We start from the raw sequence: 24,756 nt of genomic DNA on the forward strand, positions 1-24,756 counted from the left end.
CTTCGTGCACTTAACGAGAGCGGGACTTTTTTATAGGTGATTTAGGTGGTTTAAGTAATTTAAGTAATCTGCTCTATTTCGTTCCGGTTGTTTGTGGTGTGATGCAAAATTACCCAGCTTCAATTTCATTAACAGACATAGCGCCAACTCAACTCACCGAGTCTATCTTTGAGCCGATGGTTGGCGGCGATGTGGAAATTGATCCCACCGCTACGATCGCTGCCGGGGTAATCATTCAGGCTGCGGTTGGTAGTCGGATCAAGATTGGTGCAGGCGTTTGTATTGGCATGGGCTGTGTGATCAAAGCCTATGGTGGCAATCTTAAAATTGAGGATGGCGTGACCCTGGGCGCGGGAGTTTTAATCATTGGCCGGGGGGCGATCGGTGCGAGTGCCTGCATTGGTGCAGCGACGACAATTTTTAATTGCTCAGTAAATTCCGGTGAAATGGTGGCTACTGGTTCGCTCCTGGGCGATCGCGGTCGAGCAATTGAAGTTGCATCTAAAGCTGCATCTAAATTAGTAGAATCTCCAGCGCAACAAAATTTATCCACTCAGGCATTGCCGATCGGGTCGAGCATTCCGCAAAGTGCGATCGATCGTAATGTTCAACCTGACACCAAACTTGATCCCAAGCTAGATTCCAAACCAGATCTGGGCAGCCTTTTACCAGAGCTAGCCACCACCAAAACTACCTTTAATGAAGCGAAAATAAGCATTTCACCCCTGGCGATTAATCCGCCCACCTATGCGCCATCGCTGCCCAACTCGTCATTAAATCCTGATAATTCTTTTAATTCTGATCATAGCTCGGCCAAGGATCAAACAAGCCAATCGATCGCACCCAATCAATTCACTCCTGCGACCGTTGAGCCAGTTGATCCCATTGCTAATCCTGGTACTGCATCCACTTTTGTTGATCCCACGCTTAAGCCATTAATCCCACCGATCGAACCAGTTCAACCGATCGCGCCAGAGCCCGTGATTAATAATAATGGCAGTCCAAATGGGAAGGTATATGGTAAAGCCTATGTGGAGCAAATTCTGGGGGTGATGCTACCCCATCGCCAAATTAGCCAACAATTGCCGCAGCCCAATCTCGAACAGGATGCTGGGGATAGTGGCGATCGCTTGTAGTTAAGTTTTAAATCGTTACCCGATTGAGCTTCCGAACCAATAGAATAGAGCCTAGAATAATCATATAGACTAGAATCAGGGTAAACCATAGTCTCAAGCAATTTTTTATATGCACCCTGCTCCTGCATATAATTCCTAAATCCCACGAGGTGACCGAAGATGCACCAGCTAAAGCCCCAATCCCAACAACACCGCCAAATTCAACCGCGATCGCCAGACCATCAAAACAATAAGGCGGCGCGATTGATCGAGCAACTGGATAAATTATCCGAGAGTGCGGTTGGTCTGGTTTCTACCCGTAGTTTTCCGGCTGTGGTGGGTACCGCTGATATGATGCTCAAGGCCTCTGGGGTGCTGCTGGTGGGCTATGAAAAAATTGGCCAGGGCTATTGTACGGCAGTGGTACGAGGGCGGATTGCTGATGTGCGCATAGCAGTGCAGGCTGGGATCGAAACCGCAGAGAAGTTTGAACAGTTGGTGTCGGCAACGGTGATTCCTCGCCCCATGCCCAATCTGGAATCGGTTTTACCCTTTGGCAGCAAGATCGCCAAGCAGTTTCTACAAGATCGCCTCACCCAGCGCAGCCGACTTAGTAATATGTCGATCGGCCTGATTGAAACCCGTGGCTTCCCGGCGATGGTGGGGGCAGCGGATGCGATGCTCAAGTCGGCGGATGTGCATTTGGGAGCCTATGAATCGATCGGGGCAGGGTTATGCACAGCAATTATTCGCGGCAATGTGGCCGATGTGGCGATCGCGATTGAAGCAGGCATGCATGAGGCTGAGCGGATCGGTGAATTAAATGCCGTAATGGTAATTCCTCGCCCCCTTGATGATCTAGAAATGACCTTGCCCACGGCGCAATATTGGCTCGAAGAAATTCCGCAGCCCGTACCGCTCAAAATTCCCTTGCAGGTTAAGAAGCAACAAAAAGAGCTGGTTGAATTGCCTGAGCTTCAGCTTCAAGAGCAAAGGGACTTAATTGAGTTACCAACCGAGTCACCGCCAGAACCAGAACTACTAGAATTGCCGGATCTTAAATGGCTGGACGATCGCCAAGACACTGATAAATAAGAGCAATAGGCTTTAATTTGGTTTGTAAAGTTTGCCAAAGTAGCCAGGGGCAATTATTGCAGCGATCGAGCGGGGCTGTCTATACTGGTTTTGTTGAATAGTTGCATAATGTCAGGGCTGGGGATCAGCGATCTCCTGGTTCGGCTATAGGTTTAATTAATTGTGACTCGAAATAGAATTGGGCTAGCGGTTGGTAGTTTTTGCGTTGGGTTGATTACCTTAAACATCTGGGCAATCTATGCCAAACATGATGCGATCGCTGCTGAGCTTGAGGTCATACCGATCGATCGCCAAGTGCAGCAAGTTGCGGATTATTTGATTGGGGCAATGGATACCTCGGCGGCGGCGATCGCTAATCGGGATGTCGCTGATGTGCGGATGACTACTTGTGTAGTGGAGGTAATCGATCGAGAGCCAAAAGAGTCAGTAATTTTCCTCTATCAAGAGCAAGCAATTTCCACCAAACTAGAACAACCCTATCGGCAGCGTTTCTTACGCATTGCGCCCAGCAAAGATGGCAAGCAAGTAGAGTCGCGGTCTTTTCGTCCTGCTGTCAGCGATCGTTGGATTGGTCTATGTAATCGGGAGCCAGAGGCTAGACAGGTATCGCAAGCGGAACTAGGCGAGGCACTATGCAGCGTTTTCTTGAGTTTAGATGCTGAGCGCGATCAGTACGGCAATTACTATCGATACATAGGCTCCACTCCCCCTGAAGGTTGCCCAACTAATTTTCGGGGTGCGGTCAAAATCACCAATAAAATTCTGCTCACTGATGGGGAGATGGAAACCTGGGATCGCGGTTTTGATGCTTCCGGTAAGCAGGTTTGGGGCGCAGATGACAGCAGCTATAAGTTTAAAGATATCAATCCAGCCAGTCAGGATGCGCAACTGAATCAGATCGCGGCAATGTTGAGCGGTAAGTTTAATAATGCGGAACAGCAGCAAAGTGATCCAACTTTTCTGCCAGTGCGGTTCAATAACTGTGTAGTGAATATTGAACCAGATGAACTTTTCCCCACCGGAACTCAGGTGATGGTCTTGGAGCAGGCCGCAAATTCACCAGAGCTGAAGTTTGCCAGCCAACGTGTTGCCCATTTATATCGATTACCCGCACCTGACAACAGCTTTAGAATGGTTACCTATAAGCTAGTCGATGGCGATTTTGCTGATTTTTGCGATCGCCCTGCCTCAGGGAAAGTGCTGACTGCCACACAAATTGGCCAGCGTGAATGCCAGATCACCTATCAACAAGAAAGTGATTATTATGTTGGCACTACCCCCGACAGCGGTTGCCCCAGTCAGTTTAGGGGGTCTACCTACATCACGATCGACAGTCGGCTTAGCGATAGTCAACTTGAATTCTGGGAGCGTTGGTATGATGGACGAAGTCGCCAAGTAGCAGGTTCAGAGTCCGGCTTTTATATCTACAAACCAGTTGAGCCTTAAGTTAAGAGCTATCTCTAGCTGCTACCAACGCAGTAGATTAAACTGCTCCATGTCCACCGTGTCGCGGCTACGGTAGATCGACAACACGATCGCCAAGCCCACCGCAGCTTCGGCCGCCGCCACCGTAATCACAAATACGGCAAACACCTGACCGCGAATATTGTCGGAATCAACATAGTTGGAAAATGCCATCAAATTAAGGTTGACTGCATTCAGCATCAATTCGATCGACATCAACACGCGCACTGCATTACGGCTGGTGATCAGGCCATAAATACCAATGCAGAAAAGAGCGGCGGCAACGATTAGGAAAGCTTCTAAACTCATTTTATTTCTACTTTTGCTCTGTTTTGCTCTATTTTTAAGCGTCTGCTCAGCGATGCAGAGAGATGCAATCTGGAATTTTTTAATGCTTATTTAATGCTTAAGTGACTACTTGTCAGCACTGCCTGCCAACTGCTCGCGGGGGCGCTCTAACAAGGCCAAAGACTCGTCTGTCTCCGCTACTTCAGGGGTTTGGGTTGAGGCATCGGGCACAAATTCACGGCGCGCCAGAATAATCGCACCAATCAGGGCGATCAACAGCAATACCGAAGCTAGCTCAAAGGGCAACAAATAATCACTAAAGAAATGTTGACCAATTACCACCAGGGTAGAGGGGAACTTAGCAACACTAAAGGCTGTGACCCAATCAGTGGATGTAACCGTGACACTGAGCAGGCCAAAGATCGCTAGACAGACGATCGCTGTAATGCCATTTCGCAATAGGCCAAATTGAAGTTGCTTATATTCCTCGCGTTTGTTCACCAGCATGATCGCAAACAGAATCAAAACGTTAACCGCACCCACATAGATCAAAATCTGTGCTGCCGCTACGAAGTCAGCATTCAGCAGGATATACATGCCAGACATGGAGAAAAATACCAGCGCCAGCAAAAAGGCGGAGTAAACGATATTTTGCAGTAACACAACTCCCATCGCTGAGGCGATCATCAATGCGCACAGCACAACCAGGGATACAACTTGAACACCATCTCCCAAATTCATATTTGGCTTGTCCTCAGCAATTTAGGCAATTTAATTTAAGTAACTCGATTTGATTTAGCTTGTCCTAGGTTACTAGGTTAAACCCAGAGGGGTTCAAAGTGCAATTGATTTAAAGCTTTTAAAGCTTTGCTCCTACTCAGATTCAGAGGCAGGGGGCTTGGGGTCACTCATTGCTTCATCAATGATTTCTTCGGGGCGCTTACCGGCGCGTCGCTCAGTATGGGAAACATTATGGGGCTCCATTTCACCCTTGGGCAAATAGGCCAGTTCCCGCAATGGGGTCACCATTGGATCTTCGGTTACCTTGGTTGGCATCCTGCCCATCGCCACGTTATCAAAATTAAGCTGATGGCGATCGTAGACGGTTAAGTCATATTCTTCCGTCATTGATAGGCAATTAGTGGGGCAGAACTCAACGCAGTTGCCACAGAAAATACATACACCAAAGTCAATGCTGTAGCTGCGCAGCTCTTTTTTCTTGATTTCGGCATTAAATTCCCAATCGACTACGGGTAGGTTAATTGGGCAAACCCGCACGCAGACCTCGCAGGAGATGCACTTGTCAAATTCAAAGTGAATCCGACCCCGGAACCGCTCCGATGGGATCAGCTTTTCGTAAGGATATTGCACCGTAATTGGGCGGCGGCGCATGTGATCGAAGGTAACCGCCATGCCCTGGCCAATATATTTAGCGGCTTGGCCAGCCTCTTTAACATAATCGCCAACTTGGCTTAAAAATTTCATCATGGTTCGTACTTTTCACTCTATATCTTCCAAGGTTGGGAGCTAGAACTTAGGACTAACTAACTAACTAACTAACTTAGCGATCGCTACTATGTCGCAACTATGTAGCAAATAAATCAGCCCAACTAACCGCCAAAAAACATGGGGAAACTCAACTTCAGCGCTGCTGTGATCAACAGATTAACTAAGCTAATCGGTAACAGGAATTTCCAGCCCAAATCCAGTAGTTGGTCGATCCGCACCCTGGGCACAGTCCAGCGCAACAGAATCGCCAGAAAAATAAAGAAATAGGCTTTGAGCAAGGTAGCGGTAATGCCCAGGAATCCAGCAATTACTTGCCACCAGGCTGTATCAGGGCTGATCCCCAACCACCCACCGATCGCATCAACCGGCACAGGTAACTCCCAGCCACCCAAAAAAAGCACCGCCACCAGCAAGCCAGTCAGGAGCAAGTTGGCATAGGAGCCACCATAGAACAGGGCAAATTTCATACCGGTATATTCGGTTTGATAGCCTGCCACCAGTTCTTCTTCTGCCTCTGGTAGGTCAAAGGGCATCCGCTCACATTCGGCTAAGCCCGCAATCAGAAAAATCACAAACCCGATCGGTTGCCGCCACACATTCCAGGACACAATCCCTAAGTCGGCCTGTTGGTTGACAATGTCTACGGTACTCAGGCCATTGGACATCATGGCGATCGCCAAGGCTGCCAGCGCTAGGGGAATTTCATAGCTGATCGACTGAGCCGCAGCCCGCAGCCCACCCAGCAAAGAATACTTGTTGTTAGACGAATAACCAGCCATGAGCAAACCAATTGGTGCAATGCTGGAAACCGCAATAATAAAGAAAATGCCCGTACCCAGATCGGAAATCAATAAATTCTGGCCAAATGGCACCACCAGAAAACAAAAGAAGATCGATATAAATACAATTACCGGGCCAAGGGTAAATAGAATCGGATCAGAGCTAGCTGAAACCACATCCTGTTTGGTGAGGAGCTTGGCCACGTCAGCGATCGGGATCAAGATCCCAAATGGTCCAGCATATTCTGGTCCAATTCGTTGTTGTGCCGCCGCTGATACCTTGCGCTCCAGCCAGGTACAGACCAATGCGCCGATCGTCACCACCAGCACGATCACCGCCATCGGGATCGGCATCCACAGAGCTTTGGCCGCGCCAGGGGTAAGCCCCATGCCAGTCAGCACCTCAATTAGTGATTGCTGTAAATCAATTCCTCCCATTGCTGTGTCCACTAGCGATCCACCTCACCCATAATAATGTCAATGCTACCGAGAATGGCCATGATGTCAGCCACCTTCATTCCCCTAACCAATTGGGGCAAAACTTGCAAATTAATAAAACCAGGTGGACGAATTTTCCAGCGCCAGGGGAACAGATTATTGTCACCGATCACATATACGCCCAGCTCACCCTTGGGAGCCTCAACCCGCACATAATGTTCGCCTTCTGGCACCTTGAAGGTGGGTGAGGATTTTTTACCAATAAACTGATAGTCAAATCCATTCCATTCACTCTTAGGACCACCCAGCACCCGTTGCGCTTCCAGGTTTTCATAGGAGCCGCCCGGTAGCTGCTTCAGGCATTGCAAAATCATCTTGGTGGATTCACGCATTTCGCGCACCCGCACCAAATAGCGAGCCAGACAATCGCCTGCGGTTTCCCACTGCACGTCCCAATCCAGCTCATCATAAAGTTCATAGTGATCGACTTTACGCAAATCCCATTTCACGCCCGAAGACCTGAGCATTGGCCCAGACAAGCCCCAGCTAATTGCTTCTTCCCGGCTGAGGGTACCAATGCCCTCTACCCGTTTGCGAAAAATGGGGTTATTGGTGATCAGGCGTTCATACTCGTCGATCTTGGGGATCACATAATTGCAAAAGTCCTCGCATTTATCCACCCAGCCATAGGGCAAATCCGCTGCCACGCCGCCGATCCGGAAATAGTTATGCATCATCCGCATTCCCGTTGCTGCCTCGAACAGATCGTAGATCATCTCCCGTTCACGGAACACATAGAAAAATGGGGTCTGCGCACCAATATCAGCCACAAATGTACCTAACCAGAGTAAGTGGGAAGCGATCCGACTTAGCTCCAGCATAATCATGCGAATGTAGCTTGCCCGCCGGGGCACAGACACATCGGCCAGTTTTTCTGGCGCATTAACTGTAATCGCTTCGGTGAACATGGTGGCTAAATAATCCCACCGGGTCACGTAGGGCAAATATTGAATAATTGTGCGGTTCTCGGCAATCTTCTCCATGGAGCGGTGCAGGTAGCCAAGCACTGGTTCACAGTCAACTACATTTTCCCCGTCCAGGGTCACTAAAAGCCTCAATACACCGTGCATGGAGGGGTGATGAGGCCCCATATTAATGACCATGCGTTCGGCTTTGGTTTCGATCATTGGCATGTTTGCGATCGCCCCTATTGAACTCTACTTTCTAATACTGTTACTACTAATACTGTTAAATTTTGTACTTTTGGATCTTGGTGTTTTGATCTGAAGTATTTTAATCCAATCAATCTAATCAATCTAAATTAAGCAACGGTTGACTCAACTAATGTATTCTAAGCCCGCCAGGAGCATCGTAGCTAAAAACTTTAAACCTAAATCTAAAGTTTTGGCTTTTGGTTTAGCCCCTTAGGAAAACTAAGACCAAATTCACAACCCTTTAATGCAACTTGCCCATGTAGCTTGTCCGTGCAACTTGTCCCATAGATCAAGCCCAAAAATTGGCCTAAAACTAAGCATCATGACTTAGCAATTGATGCGGTTGGCAACCTTGGCAGCAGAAATGATTATTAGTCCTAAAACTAGCTACTGGTTAACATTTCCTAGTATATCTTCACATGAAATGTGGGCGCTACCAATTTTACTTATCATGCCAATACATAAACTTAACTCTATATTAAACTAGCATAACCTCGATCAAAACTTATGACTTCTGTTCCACTTGGAGCTAAGCCCCAATTAACCTAACGATCGCATAATCATTTATTAAGTGATCGCGGTCACGCCTCCATTGATCCGCAATCACCAATAGCTAGAGTTGCTTGTCACTTCTAAATAGGGCTAAACCAGCCATACTAATTCCTGTAGACGACCTTTAAACCATAATAAGCCGAGTTTTAAATCCCTGCCATGATGCTCATATCTCTTACGGATTACGAATTAGTCGATATCATTACGCCCCTTGGTATTGAACAAGCGATCGATTATTTAGGGCAGTTATTTTTGCCTGCTGAGACTTATAAAAACTCAGATGATGCAATTAATGCCTGCCGTGCTGACCTGGAGTCGGGCTTATTTTCGATCGTAGTTCAAGAACCAAATCAGGTCAGGATCTGGTGTCCGATTCCGCGTCAAATGCAAACTGAATTACTAGATCTAAACATAGCCAAACTGATTAAAGAAATAGATAGAGAAATTAGCGTTAGGGAGGCAAATGAGGCGATCGCGGCTGATTCCTATCACCTGGCCGCATAGGATGGCTTGAGCAACATAATTAAAAACCAAATAAATTAGTTAATCCATATAGTTTTAATAGTTCTAGGAAAAAGCATTAATTAACTAAAACAACTAAGCCAACTCAGGTCTGGTTAATTAGAGCAAATTCTTGAGTGAATTTTTTGAGGACACCGATAAGATCAATCTAATCAATCTAACAGCTAGTTTATAAATATAATATTTAGATCTTAATCGGATCGCGCTGGTTTTTGGGTTTGAATTACTTGGGCTAAGGGTGCTGATTATTATGGATCTTCTATGAGCTAGCCAGGAGTTGCCCTACAATCAAATAAGGGAGTTGGGGCAACTTGGGTGCAGGTGATGCGGATTTCGTATTTAAGTTAATCAATTTATGATTACTCTGGCACTAGTATTTAGATTCATATTTTAGATCTATTAGATCTAAGGGAAAAGTGCTGGCCAGGAATAAACATAGTTTGCGGACCAGCTAGCAGTTTTTGCTAAGAGTTAAGCGTTAGATATATCCAGCATCAACAAGGTTTCTATCTAAATATTATTATATTAATATTATTATATTATTTAGGATTTTCTTGGTAATTACAGGTGGTATTTGAAATATCTACATTGTGTGTACTGAGTTAAGGTGCAATCTAAATTAACAAATAATTAGAGCTTAACCAGGGTCTAATTATTGCTAGGAATAATCCATAAGAAGCCAAATTGATTAGGGCAGGCGAGTTAAAGTCTATAACTGCTGTTAGAAAACCACAGAGTAACTGCGATCGCAATTTGGAGGCACTGAAGGCTTGATGGCTGATGGAAAAGATTACACGCGCTGCCTAGACAAATTAATTTGGGCAACCAGGCAACTTGGCGGTACCGCCGATAACGATCGGTTGGCCAAGACTGCCAATCTGATTATTCAGGCCATGACTGGCCCCTGGCGCTACTTTCACACGCCCAATCATATCTTTGAGGTGGGTGAGGGTGGTGATGCGATCGAAATTCTGGCGGCATTATTCCATGATTTAGTCTATGTCCAGGTTGATCAGGGGGTGAGCGTCAATATTGGTCGGTTTATTGCCCCATTTATCCACGAGGAAAATGGTCAACTGGTCATCAACGATCGCCAGGATCTACCCGCCGATCGCATGTTTGAGATGGTATTGCAGATTTTTAACTTTTCGCCATCGCAACCCTTGCAGCCCACCGCTGGCCAAAATGAGTTTTTGAGTGCGGTGATCTGTGCGAAGTGCCTGGAAACCTCGTTGGCGGAAAAGGTAATTGCCGCGATCGCCGCTTGTATTGAAATGACGATTCCGTTTCGGCCCAAATTTGCCGATGGCACCTCGGTTGGTGATGCTTTGCTGGTCAGGATGCGCCAAGTTAACAAGGGTTTCTACCTGGGTTACACCGATGCCGATTTAGAAGCATTGGTGTTGCGATCGGTACGATTGGCCAATCGGGATGTGGAAAACTTTGCCAATCCCAATGCCTCTCATTTCCTGAATAACACCTGGAATTTATTGCCAGAGACAAATCACGATCTCAAGTATGTCAATTCCTATACGGTGCATGGCTATCGGCGATCGCTCCAAAAAATGGAGGGCTTTTTGAGTTTTCTGGAGCCAGAGCGGGTATTTCAGCAATTTGCCGGCTATCCTGACGCGCAAACCTACCAGGGGCTAATCGATCGCACCAGGCGGAATATTGAAGTGGGCAAGCTTTATTTGGGCAGTAAACTCACCTCAATTACAGTCCTGGAAGCACTTTCGCTGAGGATTGGCCATAACACACCAATTTCTACCATGATGGGGGAACTGCCCACGCCAGAAAATCCAGATAACTACAGTCTGGAGCAGTTTTTGCCCTATGTGCATAATTCTCATGAACCAGAAACAGACCTAGAGCTTGAGGTTCTAACATTATTAGAAAAAGGACGTACCCTCGATTCGTCCTATGACATCCGGCATTCCCCTGTGGCCACCTTTATGGTGAAGCGGCTGGGTTTCCGCGAGATTCGTCGCCTGATTTTAAAATGCAAAGACTTTTTTGCAGAGAATGCTTCGGCGGAGGAGTTTCTTGGTGATTGCGATCCCTTTATTGTCGAGAGTGTCAGTGCGGGAGTTTTGCAGTTATTTGAAACTAGAAAGGCTTCTTTACAAGGGCTTTCGCCTTCTCAGGTGATTTCTGCTTAAGATGCTCTTTTGATATTTTGATATGAGTGGAGTCTGGGCGGCCTGCTGATAGTGAATTAACGTTGATTCGATGCAAAACAATCGCTAAGGTTGTGGCAGGGATTTCAGGCGATCGCCAGTAACGACAATTTAGGGGCTTTGCACATTAGTGGGATGATTGAACGACCATGCGATCGGTCAGGCTCAAATCAAACAAGCGTTCGAGATTTTTGACGGCAACACTTCCCTTCCTTGATTATGCAATGCTAATTTAGGCGTTATTAGGCTTTATTAAAAAGTTATCAAACTCATTTTGAATTAGCAGTATTTATTTAGTAGATCGCAGACATGTAGATATCTAACTAAAATGCTAACTATGCGGTGATTTCGATCGCCCAGCTTATAGTTAGAACAGATCAACAATTGGGCAGAAAAATTGAAGAAAATTGTCCTCACTGGCGGTGGTACAGCCGGACATGTCACCCCAAATATTGCCTTAATTAGTCAGCTAGAGGCCGAAAACTGGCAAATTGAATATATTGGCTCCGATCGCGGCATCGAGCGGCAATTGATCCAGGCGCTAGATCTACCTTTTCATGGGATCGCCTCCGGCAAGCTAAGGCGCTATTTCGATTGGCAAAACTTTATCGATCCATTTAAGGTGTTGTGGGGGACGTTGCAAGCATTTTTCCTGCTACGCCAAATTAAGCCCAGGCTGGTTTTTTCCAAGGGTGGCTTTGTGACTGTGCCTGTGATTCTGGCCTGTTGGCTCAATCGCATTCCAGTAATTATCCATGAGTCCGATATTACGCCAGGATTAGCGAATAAGATCGCCCTGCCCTTTGCCAGTCAAATTTGTGTTACTTTTCCCGAAACCCAGCAACATTTGCCCGCCGCGATCGTAACTGGCTTGCCAATCCGTCCGGAAATTTTGCAGGGGGATAGACAGCAGGGACGCAAGATTTGTGAATTCACGCAGGATTTGCCGGTGTTACTGGCGATCGGTGGTAGTTCAGGATCGGCGCGAATTAATCAAGCAGTGCGCGATCGCCTACCAGAGCTAACTAACCAGTTTCAGATCGTGCATAGTTGCGGCAAAGGCAACCTCGACCCAGGCTTAGCAAATATGCCCAACTACCGCCAGTTTGAATATTTAGGCACGGAACTAGCGGATATTCTGGCAATGGCCGATCTAGTTATTTCCAGGGCTGGCGCTAATTCAATCTTTGAACTTTTGGCATTGCGTAAACCCCATTTATTAATTCCCTTGCCCAGAGCTTCCAGCCGAGGCGATCAGATCTTAAATGCCAAATCTTTTCAAAAGCAAGGTTATAGTGCGGTTTTATTTGAGCAAGATTTAAACCAGACTAGTTTGCAAATGGCGATCGAGCAGCTTTGGCAACAGCGCCAGGAATATATCGATCGGATGAGCAATAGCACCGTAACGAATAGTATTGATGCGATCGTGAAGATAATCGATCAACTAGCCAGTGAGTAAATTACTGGTTCACCACGAAAATTATAATCATTGCTGCTTTGATCGAGTAGTTACTCCGTCTGGATTGCAAGCCCCCACATTTAAATTGGTCGGGCATTGCTCTGATCAAGCAACAAAAAAGGAGGCATCACCCTCCTTCAACTTTTTGCGTAGTTGCTGTTGTTGTTTTTTAATTTGCCGCAGCCGAGCAGTGCCGCCTCTGCCTTTAATGTTGCGGCCAGTCTTGCGGGGTGATTCCCAGCGTTTCAGTCGTTGTGCCATTGGTCTTTATCTCCGTTGCTTGAGCATTTGGGCAAGAAGTTTACTATTTACTATATAAGGCTTGCTACAATTGTTGCCAGCAGATGCCACCGGAGCATCATGATCGTGGTTGATCTGTTGATATTTAGAAAAAAGGATTTGAGCTAAGACCTAATCTCGTTATCTCTACTAGATAGAGACGATCGCAAATCTTAAATGTTCTCTACCCCAATACAATCAAATTGTTCTTTCTATCTCTAAGCTAGCATTCTTGACTCTATCTTGCTACTGCCCAGCGATCGGGGAAACCGACCTTCCTCCCCAAAATTAGACTCTTATTAGCTTCAGCAATTATTATTTGGTGGTTCTAGAGCAAACCTGTAGCCCGCTTCAACAAACTACACTGATAGAAACTAGAAACTGCTTCATCTCTCAATAAATGCTGGGTGCCTATTGCATTACATCTACTTACATTGCATCCCCGAAATCCTAATTTCAGCCGTTAGTAGTGGCGAAATCCTGACATTTTCATGCATTGCCTTGGCAAGATTTCTATTGATCTGGTCTGGACAATAAATTGCTTAAAACAATACTAGAAAAGGTTTATGGGGAAACTGTAACAAATGATTCAAATCAAAAGAAATATAAGGTAAGCTTATATACAAATGGTGCTAACCTAAATTTGTTGTCTGTATAAATAAATCAACAGGGTTTGTTTATATAGGTTTGGTAATTGCGATCGAGACATGCTTGATATGTAGCATTTTTGTACCAATGACCAGATTCAACAAAAGTCATTTTGTGGTTAGGGTTTTGCAGCGATTTGTTTGTGAAGCCTTAGCTTTAACAAATGGTGTAACCTGAACTAAGGCTGGAACCAATTAAGGAATTTTTATAGCTGGGTTTTCCTTGGCTAGAGCCAAATCAGCGAAATGACAGCGACCAAGATATGTGTGATGCATATTTCGTATTTACGGCAGCTTGTTCTTGCATAGCTCCATATTCTAGTTATGCAGGTAGGGCGATCGATCGGACATAATGTATGACTAGCAATAAAGTCACGCAGGATTGTCTACTAATTGGCCAAAGCTACACCCACGCAACTATGGCTTGAATTGGCTTGAATCGTCTATCTAGATCGGTTTTGATTCGTTAGTTCCTAAGGTCATAGGGTGGGTATCTGGGTATCTGTGGCAAGCGATCGAACGAACTGAGTCATAGCATTTGATTGTGTATGTACTCCATTGCCTCTGGGCTTGGCGATCGCCGCTAATCCTTGACTAAATTTAGATTGTGTGCGATCTATTAGCTGCTTACCCTTTCTTGCTGGATTGGCCTACGCAAATTGCATGAGCAACCATGCTCACTAACGCCACCGATCAAATTTCCGCTTCGGCCAGCACTAACTTAGTTAGGGCTTCGACTGATCAAAAACTGATCAAAATAGGTTGCATCAAACCAATTCGCAGATGCCTGCTGCCCTTCAATTCCTTTGCACATATTGCACAGGGCTGGGATTGGATCAATAAATCGCATCTCAATAAATTGCATAAGTAATAAAAATAATAGAAAGTCACCTCATGGAATTCTCGATTGCTGAACTATTAGATAGCTTTTCCGATGGCAAACTGGTTGCACCTAAAGCAGTAGAAAAGAAATTAGGCATTAGCGACGAAGGCGTGCGGATGCTCCAGGTGACCCTGGATGCCCTGGAGAAAGTGGGCATTTTGGAAAAGGATAAGGGACGCTATCGACGAGTGAGTGAAGATGGGGTGGTTGAAGGTCGTCTGCGCTGCTCTAGCAAGGGGTTTTGCTTTGCAATCCAAGACGAAGAGGGAACTGAAGATATTTATATTAAAGAGAGTAATCTCAGCAATGCCTGGAACGGCGATCGCGTTTTGGTGCGGGTCACCCGTGATGGAATGCGTAAAAAGAGCCCCGAAGGTGAGGTGCGGTTAATTGTCGATCGTGCTAACCCAACTATGTTGGCGAAGGTGAAAAAAGTTGATGCTGGCTATCGGGCGATGCCCCTCGACGATCGGTTATTGTTTGAAATTGATCTGACCGAAACAGACGATATTGAAGATCTAGGCGCGGCGATCGATAAGCTGGTGCATGTGGAAATGGTGCGCTATCCCCTGGGTAAGCACCTGCCATTGGGTAAAGTGGTGCAGATCCTGGGCAGTGATCCAGAATCCACCGCTGATGTGGCGCTGGTGTGCTGTAAACATAACCTGCCGCTCCGCTTCAGTGAAGAATTACGTCAGGCGGCGGCGGATCTACCCAAGTCTGTGCGCAAGAGCGATCATAAAGATCGCCAGGATCTGCGTAAGCAGTTTGCGGTTGAAATCGGTAATGCGGCGGCCATTTCGTTAACCAAGCTACCGGCGGGTTGGGAACTGGGTGTGCACATTCAGGATGTGAGTGCTTATATTGAAGCTGATTCACCGCTCGATCGACTGGCCAAGCGGCGCTTACGCACAATTTATTTGGGCAAGAGCCTGATTCCGATGCTGCCAGAAATCGAAGTTTTTGGGCAATCGGAACGCCTTACTATTTCTTTGTTGCTGAATCTAGATCAAGATGGTGCAATTAAAGGCATGGAGATTCAACCCAGCATAGTTGCAGTTGATCATCAAATTGACTATGCCAAGGCGCAGGCGATTTTAAACAATGATGTGAAGACGGATGGGAATCTCAAAGCCCTCCTGGAAAACATTATGACCGTGGGTGAACTGCTGCGCCAACAGCGACCAGGTGGTTTGACCATTACCCTGCCCGATCGCTGCACCGAGTCATCGATCCAAGAGCCAGATGATGGTGCGCAGGGGATTCCGGTGATTCCTGAATCAATGCCGGTGTATGGTGCGGTGGCAGAAGTTATGATTCGTACCAATCTCGAAATGGCCTCTCACCTGCATCGATTGGCGTTGCCTTCTATGCTGCGGGTGCAAAACATGCCAGAAATGAGCAAGTTTGAAGAAAAACAACGACTGCTCGAAAGTATGGGAGCTAAGATCGAGCTAGAGCAACCAGAGGTGATCCGGGCGAGCGATTACCAGGAATGTCTGGCTAAAATTGCCGAACTGGACGATCACAACAGCCGCGATATTCTCAAGTATCTATTTTTGTCGGTGCTCCGTCCCGGTGAATATGGTACTGAGTCTGGCCCTAACTTTGGATTGGCGCTTGAAGGCACTCCCTATATCCATGTGGTCAATCCCCGTCACCGCTACAGCGATATCCTGGCACAAAGGCTCTTACATGCCCTATTTGCGGAAGGCCGCGATCGCCGTAGTAGCCGCAGCAAGGAAGGAGTCGATCTGCGTAGTTCTAGCTGTCATGGTCAGATTAGCTGGAGTGTGTTGCCCACCGAACTGGAGCGCCAGATCAGAAGCACCATTGAGCTGCTGGCACCACGCATTAGCCAGAAAGAAGACCTGGCGATCAAAGCCCGTAATGATTTAGAGGGGCTCCAAAAGGCTGAATATATGCAAGCGAGAACTGGCCAGAACTTCTTTGGCATCATCACTGGCGTGCAATCCTATGGCTTCTTTGTGGAAATAGAGTCGCTTTTGGTGGAAGGTTTAGTTCATGTCAGCTCGCTCAAAGATGATTGGTATGAATTCCCGCAAACTAATAATAAAAATAAGAATCGCCAGCAAACCGTGTTGGTAGGCAGACGTAGCGGTAGACAATATAGCCTGGGCGATCGGGTTGAGGTACAGGTCAAGAGTGTAGATTATTACCGTCAGCAAATTGACCTGGTGGCAATTCCACCGGAAGGGGTGGTAGCTGAAAATGGGGCTGAACCCGCTAAAGTTGAGGCTGCAACCACTGAGCTAGCCGCTACGACAGACCAATCAGAGGAATAAATAGCGCGATCGCTTTCTTTAATCACCCCAGATTAGACGGTCAAATGTTGAAGCAGACTGATTTTAGTCCACTATTAGTATTAGTTATTAGTATTAGTCCACATTAGGATTAGACCGGATTAGGCTGCTAATCAACACTTTACATAACCGTCAACCGTCAACAAACCTTCAACTCACGCTAATATAAGCTTTAGTGTGTGCTTGGCTTTTGCTTGATTTCAGGGAGAGATAAATTGCGCAAAAATAAAATATTCATCCCCCGTCGCCAGTTAATCCGGGGTCTAATTGCGACTGCAACTTTTGGTGTTTCTGCTCAGCTTTGGACAGGATGCAGCAACAATGCCGATCGCCCTGTCAGCAGTAGTTCTGAGCCAGATCCACCCAATCCAGAATCAGAATCACCAACCGATCGCACCACAATTGGTTTTATTTATGTTGGTTCTAAAGATGACTTTGGCTATAACCAAGCCCATTCGATCGGTGCCCAGAGTCTAACTGCGATCGCCAATCTGCAGATTGTAGAAGAAGCCAATGTGCCAGAAACAAATGCGGTAGCGGAGACAATGCGCAGCATGATTGAACTGGATCGCGCTAATGCAATCTTTCCCACCTCCTTTGGTTATTTTGATCCCTACATTGTGGAACTAGCCAGCGAATTTAATCAGGTGCAGTTTTTCCACTTTGGTAGTCTGTTCCAGGCTGGAGTTCATCCGGATAATATTGGCACCTATTTTAGTTACATTGACGAAGCTCAATATCTGGCTGGGATTGCCGCTGCCCATGTCGCCACCGGTGGCAAACTCGGCTTTGTGGCCGCCAAACCAATTCCGCTGGTTTTACGCAACATCAATAGCTTTACCCTGGGGGCGCGATCGATTAACCCCGATGCCACTGTCCAGGTGGTATTCACGGGTAATTGGTCAGAACCAATTAAGGAAGCAGAAGCCACCAATAGTCTGGTAGATCAAGGAATTGAGTTGGTGACCTGTCATGTTGATAGCCCTAAGGCGGTAGTAGAAACAGCCGAAAAGCGTGGCATCCTCATCTGTGGTTATCATACCGATCAAGCGGCACTCGCTCCCAATGGCTATGTGACCGGCGCGATCTGGGATTGGACTAATATCTATACCAATTATGCTGAGATGATTCTAGCGGGGCAATCGGTGATTGATGGCAGTATTCCCCGCACCATGAGCGGTGGTTTGGCAGAGGGTTTTTGTGATCTGGCTCCCTATGGTGCAATGGTGGACTCGGTGGCTCAGCAGGCTGTAGAGCAGGCCAGGGCAGAATTGATCGCTGGCGATCGCTTGATCTATGCTGGCGAAATCAGAAGTAATCAGGGAGAGGTGTTGATCGCGGCTGACACGCAGATGCAGCGCGATGATCCAGCCCTGGTAAAAATGGACTGGTTGGTGGAAGGGGTGATTGGTAGTCCTTCAAGCTAGTTGTAATTCGATCAACAGAGGGTTTTAATACCAGAGTTAGGCAAATCTTTTCTTGAACTCTTTTTGATCAGGAATAACGCTCAGATCATGCTCAATTCCTATCGCCTGAGATCCACAATTGTTGCGATCCTGCTGCCGATTATGGCTGTGTTGGTGGCAATAGTTATATTCGGCGGATTCGTTGCGATCGCTGGGGCTGAGGCGATCGGCCTTAATTGTGGCAATAATACTAGTCCACTGGTAATTAATCTGCCCTTGACTCAATGCCAGCTTACGGGTGTGTTTGCTGCCATCTATCGGGCTGCGTTTGGTAGTTGGAGCGCCTGGCAGAATACCCTGCTGCGATCGGCGCCGTTGATGTTGACCGCTCTTTGTACGGCGCTACCGGCCAGAATTGGCTTAATTATTATTGGTAATGAAGGCGCTTTAATCATTGGTGGCATTGCCGCTTTGATTGTTGGTTTGGCACTAGAACAAGCAGCCCCGCTAGTGGCGCAAATTGGCATGGCTGCGGCTGGGATTGGGGCTGGTGGAGTTTGGATTGCCCTGGTTGGGCTCTGGCGGCACTATCGCGGTGTGAATGAAACGATTAGCTCACTGCTGCTCAATTATATTGCGATCGCCCTGCTTAATTATTTGGTCGAAGGGCCAATGCGCGATCCGGCCTCCCTCAATCGCCCCGCCAGCCTACCGATCGCTGCTCATATTGCCCTGGCTGACATTGCCAATAGCCGTATTCATCTTGGGCTGGTCTATGGGTTGGTGGCCTGCGCGATCGCCTATGTTTTAATTCAGCATACGACCTTTGGCTTTGCGGTGCGCAGTGTGGGCGGCAACGAGCGAACCGCGCGATTGATCGGCTTACCTGTGGGCAGGCTCACCATAATTATTTGTTTTCTGGCTGGTTCCTGTGCAGGGTTGGCGGGAATGGTGGAGGTTGCGGCGGTGCATGGCCGAATTTCGCAAGCGCTCAATGCTAATTATGGCTACAGCGGCATTCTGGTGGCATTTGTAGCTCGTCATAATCCCCTGGCTGCGATCGTGGTTTCGACCTTGCTGGGCGGCATCATCGCCAGTGGTGGGATCTTGCAGCGAGCCCATGACTTACCCAATGCAACGGTTTTAGTATTCCAGGGCATTATGTTTCTATGTGTGCTGGCCAGCGAGACTTTTTACGATCGCCTCCTGGGCACAATGCAACCTGATTCATTAGATCAATTGGCGGAGCATGAGAGCGGAGCAACGCCCCAGGGTTGATTTTCAAGAATGTTGCCTAACCCTAGCTATTGATGGAACTATTGATGGCTGGTTATTTAACTTTTCTTAACCTAGGTCTATTTTTGCTATGGTTATGATTAGTAGTTAAGTATATGTGTGCGAGCAATAGTCGGCAATAGTTACCTGATATTGTCTGCTTAAATGATTTGCTTAAATTGGCGGGGGCAAATGCTAGTGATTGGCTGGCAATGGGTCATCATTTCTAAGCTGGCCGAAACCATATTTACGCAGTTAAATTGTTGCATGTTGACTAAGTTAAGCCAACCAGTGGGTTAACTAGATGTGGGAATAATTTTTAACAGAGAGTTTTTGAGCACCAAACGGTGGGATTATCTGAGCTAATCGGGCATTTACGATCGTTCAAGTTGCCTTATTTGGATCAGCCTCATCTTTGTTGCTGATTAGCCTTTTGTATTCATTGACCAGATCGATTGACCTGAATTTAACTGAATTAGCATGACCATGACAAATTTAAACGCCGAATCTGAGCACCATCAATCAGACTCCAAAACCAAGCTTAATTGGTTCGATCGCCTTAGTATTAGCAAAAAAATCAGCCTTGGTTATTTTGCGGCTCTGGGTGTAGCCGTACTTGGTAATTTGGGTGGGGTTTTAGTTGGTAATGCTTATCAAAGTGGTGCTCAAAATTATCGAACCCATGCTGCGGAAGAAGCCAAGCTCATCTTTGGCTTTAGAAATGCTTTCTCAGACCTACCTGGCCACGAAACCCATTTGTTTGCAGCATTGGGGAGCCCGAATGAATATGAAGAGGAATATACAGAATATCAAGCAACCATTGTCTTTATTGAGGATACGTGGCAGCAACTCCAGGATTTATATGCCAAAGAGGGTTCAGATGAGTTGCATAGCCAGGATGAAGATATCCAAGCGCTAGGTAATGTGGTTTCCAAATACGATCGCACGGGAGGAGCCTATCTGGCTGACACAAAAGAATTACTAGCGCAAATCCCCCCTGAACGAGTCCTGCAGGAAGACTTAGCAGACATGGAAGCACAGCTAGTTGAGTTTAATCGGAATATTTCAATTAAAGACTTAAGGGATTTCAATCGACTGCTCGACACCCTCATTGCCAAGGTTGAAGTTCATGAGCAGCAAGCTGTATCTGCCCTGGCAGTTGCTGAGAATACCAGAGGCCTGATTATTTTTGGCAGTATGCTCATTTCGATCGTAATTGCCATCGTCATCGCAGTCCTAACCAGTCGCGCGATCGTGCGTCCGCTTCAAGCTACCAACAAGGTTGCCAAACAGGTGATCAAAGAATCTGACTTCGATTTGCGAGCGCCAATTACTACCGGTGGTGAAGTCGCGGAGCTGACCACTACCCTCAATGAATTGATCGCCAGGGTAAAACGGCTGCTGGAAGAACAAAAAGCAGCAACGGCAGAGCAACTATTGCAAAGCGAAAAAATGTCTAGTTTGGGCAGAATGTTGGCGGGCGTTGCCCATGAAATTAATAACCCAGTTAATTTTATTTATGGCAATCTTGCCCATGCCAATAACTATACCCAGGACTTGTTTGATCTAATTGATACATATCAAGCTGAAACTACTAGCCCTTCGCCAGTGGTTGAAGAAAAGCTCGAAGAAGTGGATCTCGATTTCCTGGCTGAAGACTTGCCTAAGTTATTAGAATCAATGAAAATCGGTGCCGATCGCGCCCGCAAAATTGTCTTGAGCCTCAAGAATTTCTCCCGCATTGATGAATCTCAAGCGCATCCAGTTGACATCCATGATGCGATCGATAGCACCCTCTTAATCCTCAACAACCGGATCAAGAACCAAGTAGAGATCAAACGCAACTACGGTGATATTCCCGCGATCGAAGCCTTCTCTGGTTCATTGTTCCAGGTGGTTATGAACATCCTTAGCAATGCCCTGGATGCGGTGCAAGAGAAAGCCGAGAATGAAGGGAAAATCACAATCACAACTGAACGGAAAGATCGTAATTGGGTGCAGATTCGGATCGCCGACAATGGCGTTGGCATTGCACCAGAGCACTTAACTAAAATATTTGAAACTTTCTTCACCACCAAACCAATGGGCGTTGGTACTGGCTTAGGCTTATCAATCTCTCATCAAATGATTACCGAAAAACACCACGGCACTCTAACCTGCACCTCTGAGTTGGGAGTGGGCACAGAATTTACAATCGCCTTACCAATTAAACAAGCTGATTTACCTTTTCCCACTTCTGATAAATCCACTCAATCTGAACAGATTAATGTTTCAGTATAATCACCATAGTCAATTTGCTTGATTTAAAAATTTGAAAGGAGTGAAGGTTGGCAATTGAGTCAACGGCGATCGGTTGGTGGGGAGTGCCTCTGGCCATAGTGGCGGGGATTCTACGCGGCAGTGCGCCATTTTTGTTGGTGAGCCTGGGCGAATGCCTGACCGAAAAGAGTGGCAAAATTAATCTGGGTCTAGAAGGCACTTTGATTATGGGGGCAATGAGTGCCTATGGGGTTTCTTATCTGAGTAGTGAGGCGATCGCAAATTGGCAGATGGCATGGTTGATGCCAGTCGCGCCCTGGTTGGGGGTAATCGTTGCGGCGATCGCTGGGGCAATGTTGGGCTTAATTCATGGCTTGCTGGTAATTCAACCTCGCATAAATGATGTGGCAGTGGGGATCGCCATGATCATTTTTGGTAGTGGTCTAGCCTTTTTCCTGGGTAAGCCGTTCATTCAACCCGCTGCCCCCCAATTACCAACCCTACAATTGGGCAGTTGGAGCGATCTGCCCGTAGTGCAAGCAGCGTTGCAAATTAGTCCCCTGTTTCTGGCTGGCATCCTGCTGGCGGTGGGGATGCAATGGTGGTTTGGTTCCACCCGATCGGGCTTGATTGTCAGAGCAGTGGGCGATCGGCCTGATGCGGCCAGGGCAATGGGTATTTCCGTTAAAACGGTGCGGCTAGTTTGTATTGTGGTTGGCAGCAGCTTGGCGGGAATTGGTGGCGCTTGTTTGTCGCTTTATTATCCTGGGCTTTGGACAGAGCAAATTTCCAATGGCCAGGGCTTGATGGCAGTGGCACTGGTGATTTTTGCGCGTTGGCAACCGCTCAATTGTTTGTATGCGGCGCTGTTATTTGGTGGTGCCCAGGCGATCGGCCCAGCTCTACAGGCAGTGGGAATTAAATCTTTGTATTATTTGTTTAATGCTACACCATACATCCTAACGCTGCTGATTATGATATTTACCAGTTCGGCTAATCGCACTCTGAATGGTGCGCCTGGGGCATTGGGCATAATCGATCCGCCTGCCTCTTAGCCGTAGCATCTAGCATTTAGATAAAGAGGTTATAAACAAAAGTTATAAGCAAACAGTCAAAATCAGGTCTGATTATCTGATCAAATCAAATACTCTAATTGCGGATTAGATTTGCGCTAATAGAGCCAGGAAAGTTAACCACCAAAAACAGCCAGGTCTTGATTTGGGAATGGATTGCAAAAATATGTCACCAAGTAAAATTAATCTTGCACATATTGATCCTGTCAGCAAAGGTGGTTTGCCCCAACTAGAAGCGATCGCAATTTGTAAACAATTTGGTCAGTTTACGGCGCTTGAGCAGGTATCGCTACACCTTGAGCCTGGCTCTTTTCATGCCCTGTTGGGTGAAAATGGCGCTGGTAAAAGCACCCTGGTGAAATGCTTAATTGGTTTTTATCGCCCTGATGCGGGGCAAATTTTGATCGATCGCCGATCGCGCCAGATTACTAGCCCCCAGGTGGCGCAGAAGCTGGGTATTGGTATGGTTTATCAAAGCTTTACTTCGATTCCAGCCATGACGATCGCTGAAAATCTGGTTTTAGCCAGGTTAGATGGCCAGCAAATAATTAATTGGCGGCGGGAACGGCAAAAATTAGCGGCCTTTATGCAGCAATCCCCTTTCCCCATGCGATTAGATTTGGTGGTGGGGCAAATGAGTGCTGGCCAAAAACAAAAGCTGGAGATTCTCAAGCAGCTATATCTGGGTAATCGTATTTTGATTCTGGATGAACCGACTTCAGTGTTGCTGCCCGATGAAGCCGATGAAGTGCTGACCCTGTTGCAACAGATGGTGAAACAACAACAATTATCGGTGTTATTGATTACCCATAAATTCCGGGAAGTGCTGACCTATTGCGATCGCGTTACCGTATTACGACACGGCAAACTAGCTGGCACTGGCCTGGTCAAGGATTTTGGGGTGGCAGATTTGGCGGCGCTGATGGTGGGTGAGCAAGTCGCGTTACAGCGGGCAGTGATCGCTGAGCAGAATCATCCCGAACTAACTCAAAGCGTTCTCCCTGGCACCAATGGAGCTAGACCGATCGCCAAACATAACGGCTCCGCGAACTTACCAATTGTGGACAGCAACCGATTGCCTACCTCCAGCAACAACGGCGCAAATAAGTCCACCAATGGCGATCGTTTTTCGCAGCCATCCCCAGTGAAAAAGAAGCCAAAAGCTAAACCAGTTTTGCAGCTTGACCAGATCACCGTTCGATCTGATCAGGGCAAGATCGCTGTTCATCAGGTTGATCTAGCGGTATATGGTGGTGAGATCGTGGCGATCGCCGGAGTCGCTGGCAACGGCCAGAAAGAACTAATGGAAGTGCTATTTGGCCAGCGGCAGGCAGTGAGTGGGGAAATTTTGGTCAATGGGGAGGCCTATCAGGCAAAGCGATCGCAAATCCAGCAGCATCAGATTTTTGCATTGCCAGAAGAACCACTTAAAAATGCTTGTGTCTCAACCATGAGTGTGGCCGAGAATTTGGCACTAAGGGGTTTCGATCGCCCACCCTTAGCAAAGGGCTGGATGATTATGTATCGATCGATTCGCTACTTCGCCCAAAAATTAGTTGATGCCTTTGCAATCAAAACTGCCTCGATCGATCAGTCGATTACTAATTTATCCGGTGGTAATATTCAGCGCACGGTGTTGGCCAGGGAGTTAGGCTCAGCAAAAATCAAGCTCTTGATTGCGGTAAACCCCTTTACTGGTTTGGATTTCACAGCGGTTGATCATATCTGCCAAAAACTAAAAGCAGCCCGCGATCGGGGCGTAGCCATTTTGTTAGTCAGCGATGACCTCGATGAGTTATTAACCCTGAGCGATCGCCTGTTGGTGATCAGTGAAGGGGCTTTGGTGTATGAATGCAGAACAAAGGAAGCAAATTTGCAAACAATTGCCCAGCATATGGCTGGTGGTAGGGAAATGTGATTGAGTCTAATTCTGATTGCTATTGAGTCTAATTCTGATTGCTTCTGATTGCTTCTGATTGTTTAAGTACAATTGGG

General features: G+C 46.9%; 18 protein-coding genes. 12 read left to right on the forward strand and 6 right to left on the reverse strand.

Features of this window, described 5'->3' with window-relative positions:
- The first annotated feature begins 101 nt into the window (after window positions 1–101).
- From PSE7367_RS20305 to PSE7367_RS22395, 3 genes are all read left to right on the forward strand, one after another.
- A complete protein-coding gene (locus PSE7367_RS20305) occupies window positions 102–1,136 on the forward strand; it encodes a hypothetical protein (RefSeq protein WP_015164851.1) in 1,035 nt (344 codons plus the stop codon).
- Between the two features lie 159 nt (window positions 1,137–1,295).
- The gene (locus PSE7367_RS07925; RefSeq protein WP_015164852.1) at window positions 1,296–2,210 is read left to right on the forward strand and encodes a carbon dioxide-concentrating mechanism protein CcmK; all 915 of its coding nucleotides are present in this window, start codon (window positions 1,296–1,298) and stop codon (window positions 2,208–2,210) included.
- Window positions 2,211–2,372: 162 nt separating this feature from the next.
- Window positions 2,373–3,656: a chromophore lyase CpcT/CpeT gene (locus tag PSE7367_RS22395; protein WP_015164853.1), complete on the forward strand. Its 1,284-nt coding sequence runs from the start codon at window positions 2,373–2,375 to the stop codon at window positions 3,654–3,656.
- Between the two features lie 21 nt (window positions 3,657–3,677).
- On the opposite strand, the gene nuoK is transcribed toward PSE7367_RS22395, so the two are convergent.
- The 5 genes from nuoK to PSE7367_RS07955 all read right to left on the reverse strand — a co-directional run bounded on the left by nuoK (window position 3,678) and on the right by PSE7367_RS07955 (window position 7,881).
- Window positions 3,678–3,983 (reverse strand): NADH-quinone oxidoreductase subunit NuoK, encoded by a 306-nt coding sequence (nuoK, locus tag PSE7367_RS07935; RefSeq protein WP_015164854.1) that lies wholly within the window; start codon window positions 3,981–3,983, stop codon window positions 3,678–3,680.
- Window positions 3,984–4,088: 105 nt separating this feature from the next.
- Window positions 4,089–4,703, reverse strand: a complete 615-nt coding sequence (locus PSE7367_RS07940; RefSeq protein ID WP_015164855.1) for an NADH-quinone oxidoreductase subunit J — start codon at window positions 4,701–4,703, stop codon at window positions 4,089–4,091.
- Window positions 4,704–4,835: 132 nt separating this feature from the next.
- Window positions 4,836–5,447 carry an NAD(P)H-quinone oxidoreductase subunit I gene (gene ndhI, locus PSE7367_RS07945; RefSeq protein WP_198013487.1) on the reverse strand — a complete coding sequence of 204 codons (612 nt, stop codon included), beginning with the start codon at window positions 5,445–5,447 and terminating at the stop codon, window positions 4,836–4,838.
- 125 nt (window positions 5,448–5,572) lie between these two features.
- The gene (gene nuoH, locus PSE7367_RS07950) at window positions 5,573–6,688 is read right to left on the reverse strand and encodes an NADH-quinone oxidoreductase subunit NuoH (protein WP_015164857.1); all 1,116 of its coding nucleotides are present in this window, start codon (window positions 6,686–6,688) and stop codon (window positions 5,573–5,575) included.
- A gap of 11 nt (window positions 6,689–6,699) precedes the next feature.
- Window positions 6,700–7,881, reverse strand: a complete 1,182-nt coding sequence (locus tag PSE7367_RS07955) for an NAD(P)H-quinone oxidoreductase subunit H (RefSeq protein WP_015164858.1) — start codon at window positions 7,879–7,881, stop codon at window positions 6,700–6,702.
- 732 nt (window positions 7,882–8,613) lie between these two features.
- Here PSE7367_RS07955 and PSE7367_RS07960 point away from each other — a divergent pair.
- From PSE7367_RS07960 to PSE7367_RS07970, 3 genes are all read left to right on the forward strand, one after another.
- Window positions 8,614–8,958, forward strand: coding sequence for a hypothetical protein (locus tag PSE7367_RS07960; RefSeq protein WP_015164859.1), 345 nt, complete (start codon window positions 8,614–8,616; stop codon window positions 8,956–8,958).
- Window positions 8,959–9,749: 791 nt separating this feature from the next.
- Window positions 9,750–11,138 carry a hypothetical protein gene (locus tag PSE7367_RS07965; protein WP_015164860.1) on the forward strand — a complete coding sequence of 463 codons (1,389 nt, stop codon included), beginning with the start codon at window positions 9,750–9,752 and terminating at the stop codon, window positions 11,136–11,138.
- Between the two features lie 415 nt (window positions 11,139–11,553).
- Window positions 11,554–12,615, forward strand: a complete 1,062-nt coding sequence (locus PSE7367_RS07970; RefSeq protein WP_015164861.1) for an undecaprenyldiphospho-muramoylpentapeptide beta-N-acetylglucosaminyltransferase — start codon at window positions 11,554–11,556, stop codon at window positions 12,613–12,615.
- A gap of 105 nt (window positions 12,616–12,720) precedes the next feature.
- On the opposite strand, the gene PSE7367_RS22400 is transcribed toward PSE7367_RS07970, so the two are convergent.
- Window positions 12,721–12,876 (reverse strand): hypothetical protein, encoded by a 156-nt coding sequence (locus PSE7367_RS22400; protein ID WP_015164862.1) that lies wholly within the window; start codon window positions 12,874–12,876, stop codon window positions 12,721–12,723.
- 1,559 nt (window positions 12,877–14,435) lie between these two features.
- Here PSE7367_RS22400 and PSE7367_RS07980 point away from each other — a divergent pair.
- The 6 genes from PSE7367_RS07980 to PSE7367_RS22705 all read left to right on the forward strand — a co-directional run bounded on the left by PSE7367_RS07980 (window position 14,436) and on the right by PSE7367_RS22705 (window position 24,679).
- On the forward strand, window positions 14,436–16,730 hold the full coding sequence (locus PSE7367_RS07980) for a ribonuclease R family protein (protein WP_015164863.1): 2,295 nt from the start codon (window positions 14,436–14,438) through the stop codon (window positions 16,728–16,730).
- Window positions 16,731–16,963: 233 nt separating this feature from the next.
- Window positions 16,964–18,175: a BMP family ABC transporter substrate-binding protein gene (locus PSE7367_RS07985; RefSeq protein WP_015164864.1), complete on the forward strand. Its 1,212-nt coding sequence runs from the start codon at window positions 16,964–16,966 to the stop codon at window positions 18,173–18,175.
- Window positions 18,176–18,262: 87 nt separating this feature from the next.
- On the forward strand, window positions 18,263–19,432 hold the full coding sequence (locus tag PSE7367_RS07990) for an ABC transporter permease (RefSeq protein WP_015164865.1): 1,170 nt from the start codon (window positions 18,263–18,265) through the stop codon (window positions 19,430–19,432).
- Between the two features lie 483 nt (window positions 19,433–19,915).
- Window positions 19,916–21,709 (forward strand): sensor histidine kinase, encoded by a 1,794-nt coding sequence (locus PSE7367_RS07995; RefSeq protein WP_051037895.1) that lies wholly within the window; start codon window positions 19,916–19,918, stop codon window positions 21,707–21,709.
- Between the two features lie 53 nt (window positions 21,710–21,762).
- Window positions 21,763–22,743 carry an ABC transporter permease gene (locus tag PSE7367_RS08000; RefSeq protein ID WP_041699311.1) on the forward strand — a complete coding sequence of 327 codons (981 nt, stop codon included), beginning with the start codon at window positions 21,763–21,765 and terminating at the stop codon, window positions 22,741–22,743.
- A 184-nt stretch (window positions 22,744–22,927) separates the two neighbouring features.
- Window positions 22,928–24,679, forward strand: a complete 1,752-nt coding sequence (locus PSE7367_RS22705) for an ABC transporter ATP-binding protein (protein WP_015164868.1) — start codon at window positions 22,928–22,930, stop codon at window positions 24,677–24,679.
- The last annotated feature ends 77 nt before the right edge of the window (window positions 24,680–24,756 follow it).

The organism is Pseudanabaena sp. PCC 7367 (assembly GCF_000317065.1).
Classification (GTDB): Bacteria; Cyanobacteriota; Cyanobacteriia; order Pseudanabaenales; family Pseudanabaenaceae; genus Thalassoporum; species Thalassoporum mexicanum.

Coding starts and splice junctions, on each gene's coding strand:
- PSE7367_RS20305 (WP_015164851.1), top strand. CDS start 102: ATGCAAAATTACCCAGCTTCAATTTCATTAACAGACATAGCGCCAACT.
- PSE7367_RS07925 (WP_015164852.1), top strand. CDS start 1,296: ATGCACCAGCTAAAGCCCCAATCCCAACAACACCGCCAAATTCAACCG.
- nuoK (WP_015164854.1), bottom strand. CDS start 3,983: ATGAGTTTAGAAGCTTTCCTAATCGTTGCCGCCGCTCTTTTCTGCATT.
- PSE7367_RS07940 (WP_015164855.1), bottom strand. CDS start 4,703: ATGAATTTGGGAGATGGTGTTCAAGTTGTATCCCTGGTTGTGCTGTGC.
- ndhI (WP_198013487.1), bottom strand. CDS start 5,447: ATGAAATTTTTAAGCCAAGTTGGCGATTATGTTAAAGAGGCTGGCCAA.
- nuoH (WP_015164857.1), bottom strand. CDS start 6,688: ATGGGAGGAATTGATTTACAGCAATCACTAATTGAGGTGCTGACTGGC.
- PSE7367_RS07955 (WP_015164858.1), bottom strand. CDS start 7,881: ATGCCAATGATCGAAACCAAAGCCGAACGCATGGTCATTAATATGGGG.
- PSE7367_RS07960 (WP_015164859.1), top strand. CDS start 8,614: ATGATGCTCATATCTCTTACGGATTACGAATTAGTCGATATCATTACG.
- PSE7367_RS07965 (WP_015164860.1), top strand. CDS start 9,750: ATGGCTGATGGAAAAGATTACACGCGCTGCCTAGACAAATTAATTTGG.
- PSE7367_RS22400 (WP_015164862.1), bottom strand. CDS start 12,876: ATGGCACAACGACTGAAACGCTGGGAATCACCCCGCAAGACTGGCCGC.
- PSE7367_RS07980 (WP_015164863.1), top strand. CDS start 14,436: ATGGAATTCTCGATTGCTGAACTATTAGATAGCTTTTCCGATGGCAAA.
- PSE7367_RS07990 (WP_015164865.1), top strand. CDS start 18,263: ATGCTCAATTCCTATCGCCTGAGATCCACAATTGTTGCGATCCTGCTG.
- PSE7367_RS07995 (WP_051037895.1), top strand. CDS start 19,916: ATGACAAATTTAAACGCCGAATCTGAGCACCATCAATCAGACTCCAAA.
- PSE7367_RS22705 (WP_015164868.1), top strand. CDS start 22,928: ATGTCACCAAGTAAAATTAATCTTGCACATATTGATCCTGTCAGCAAA.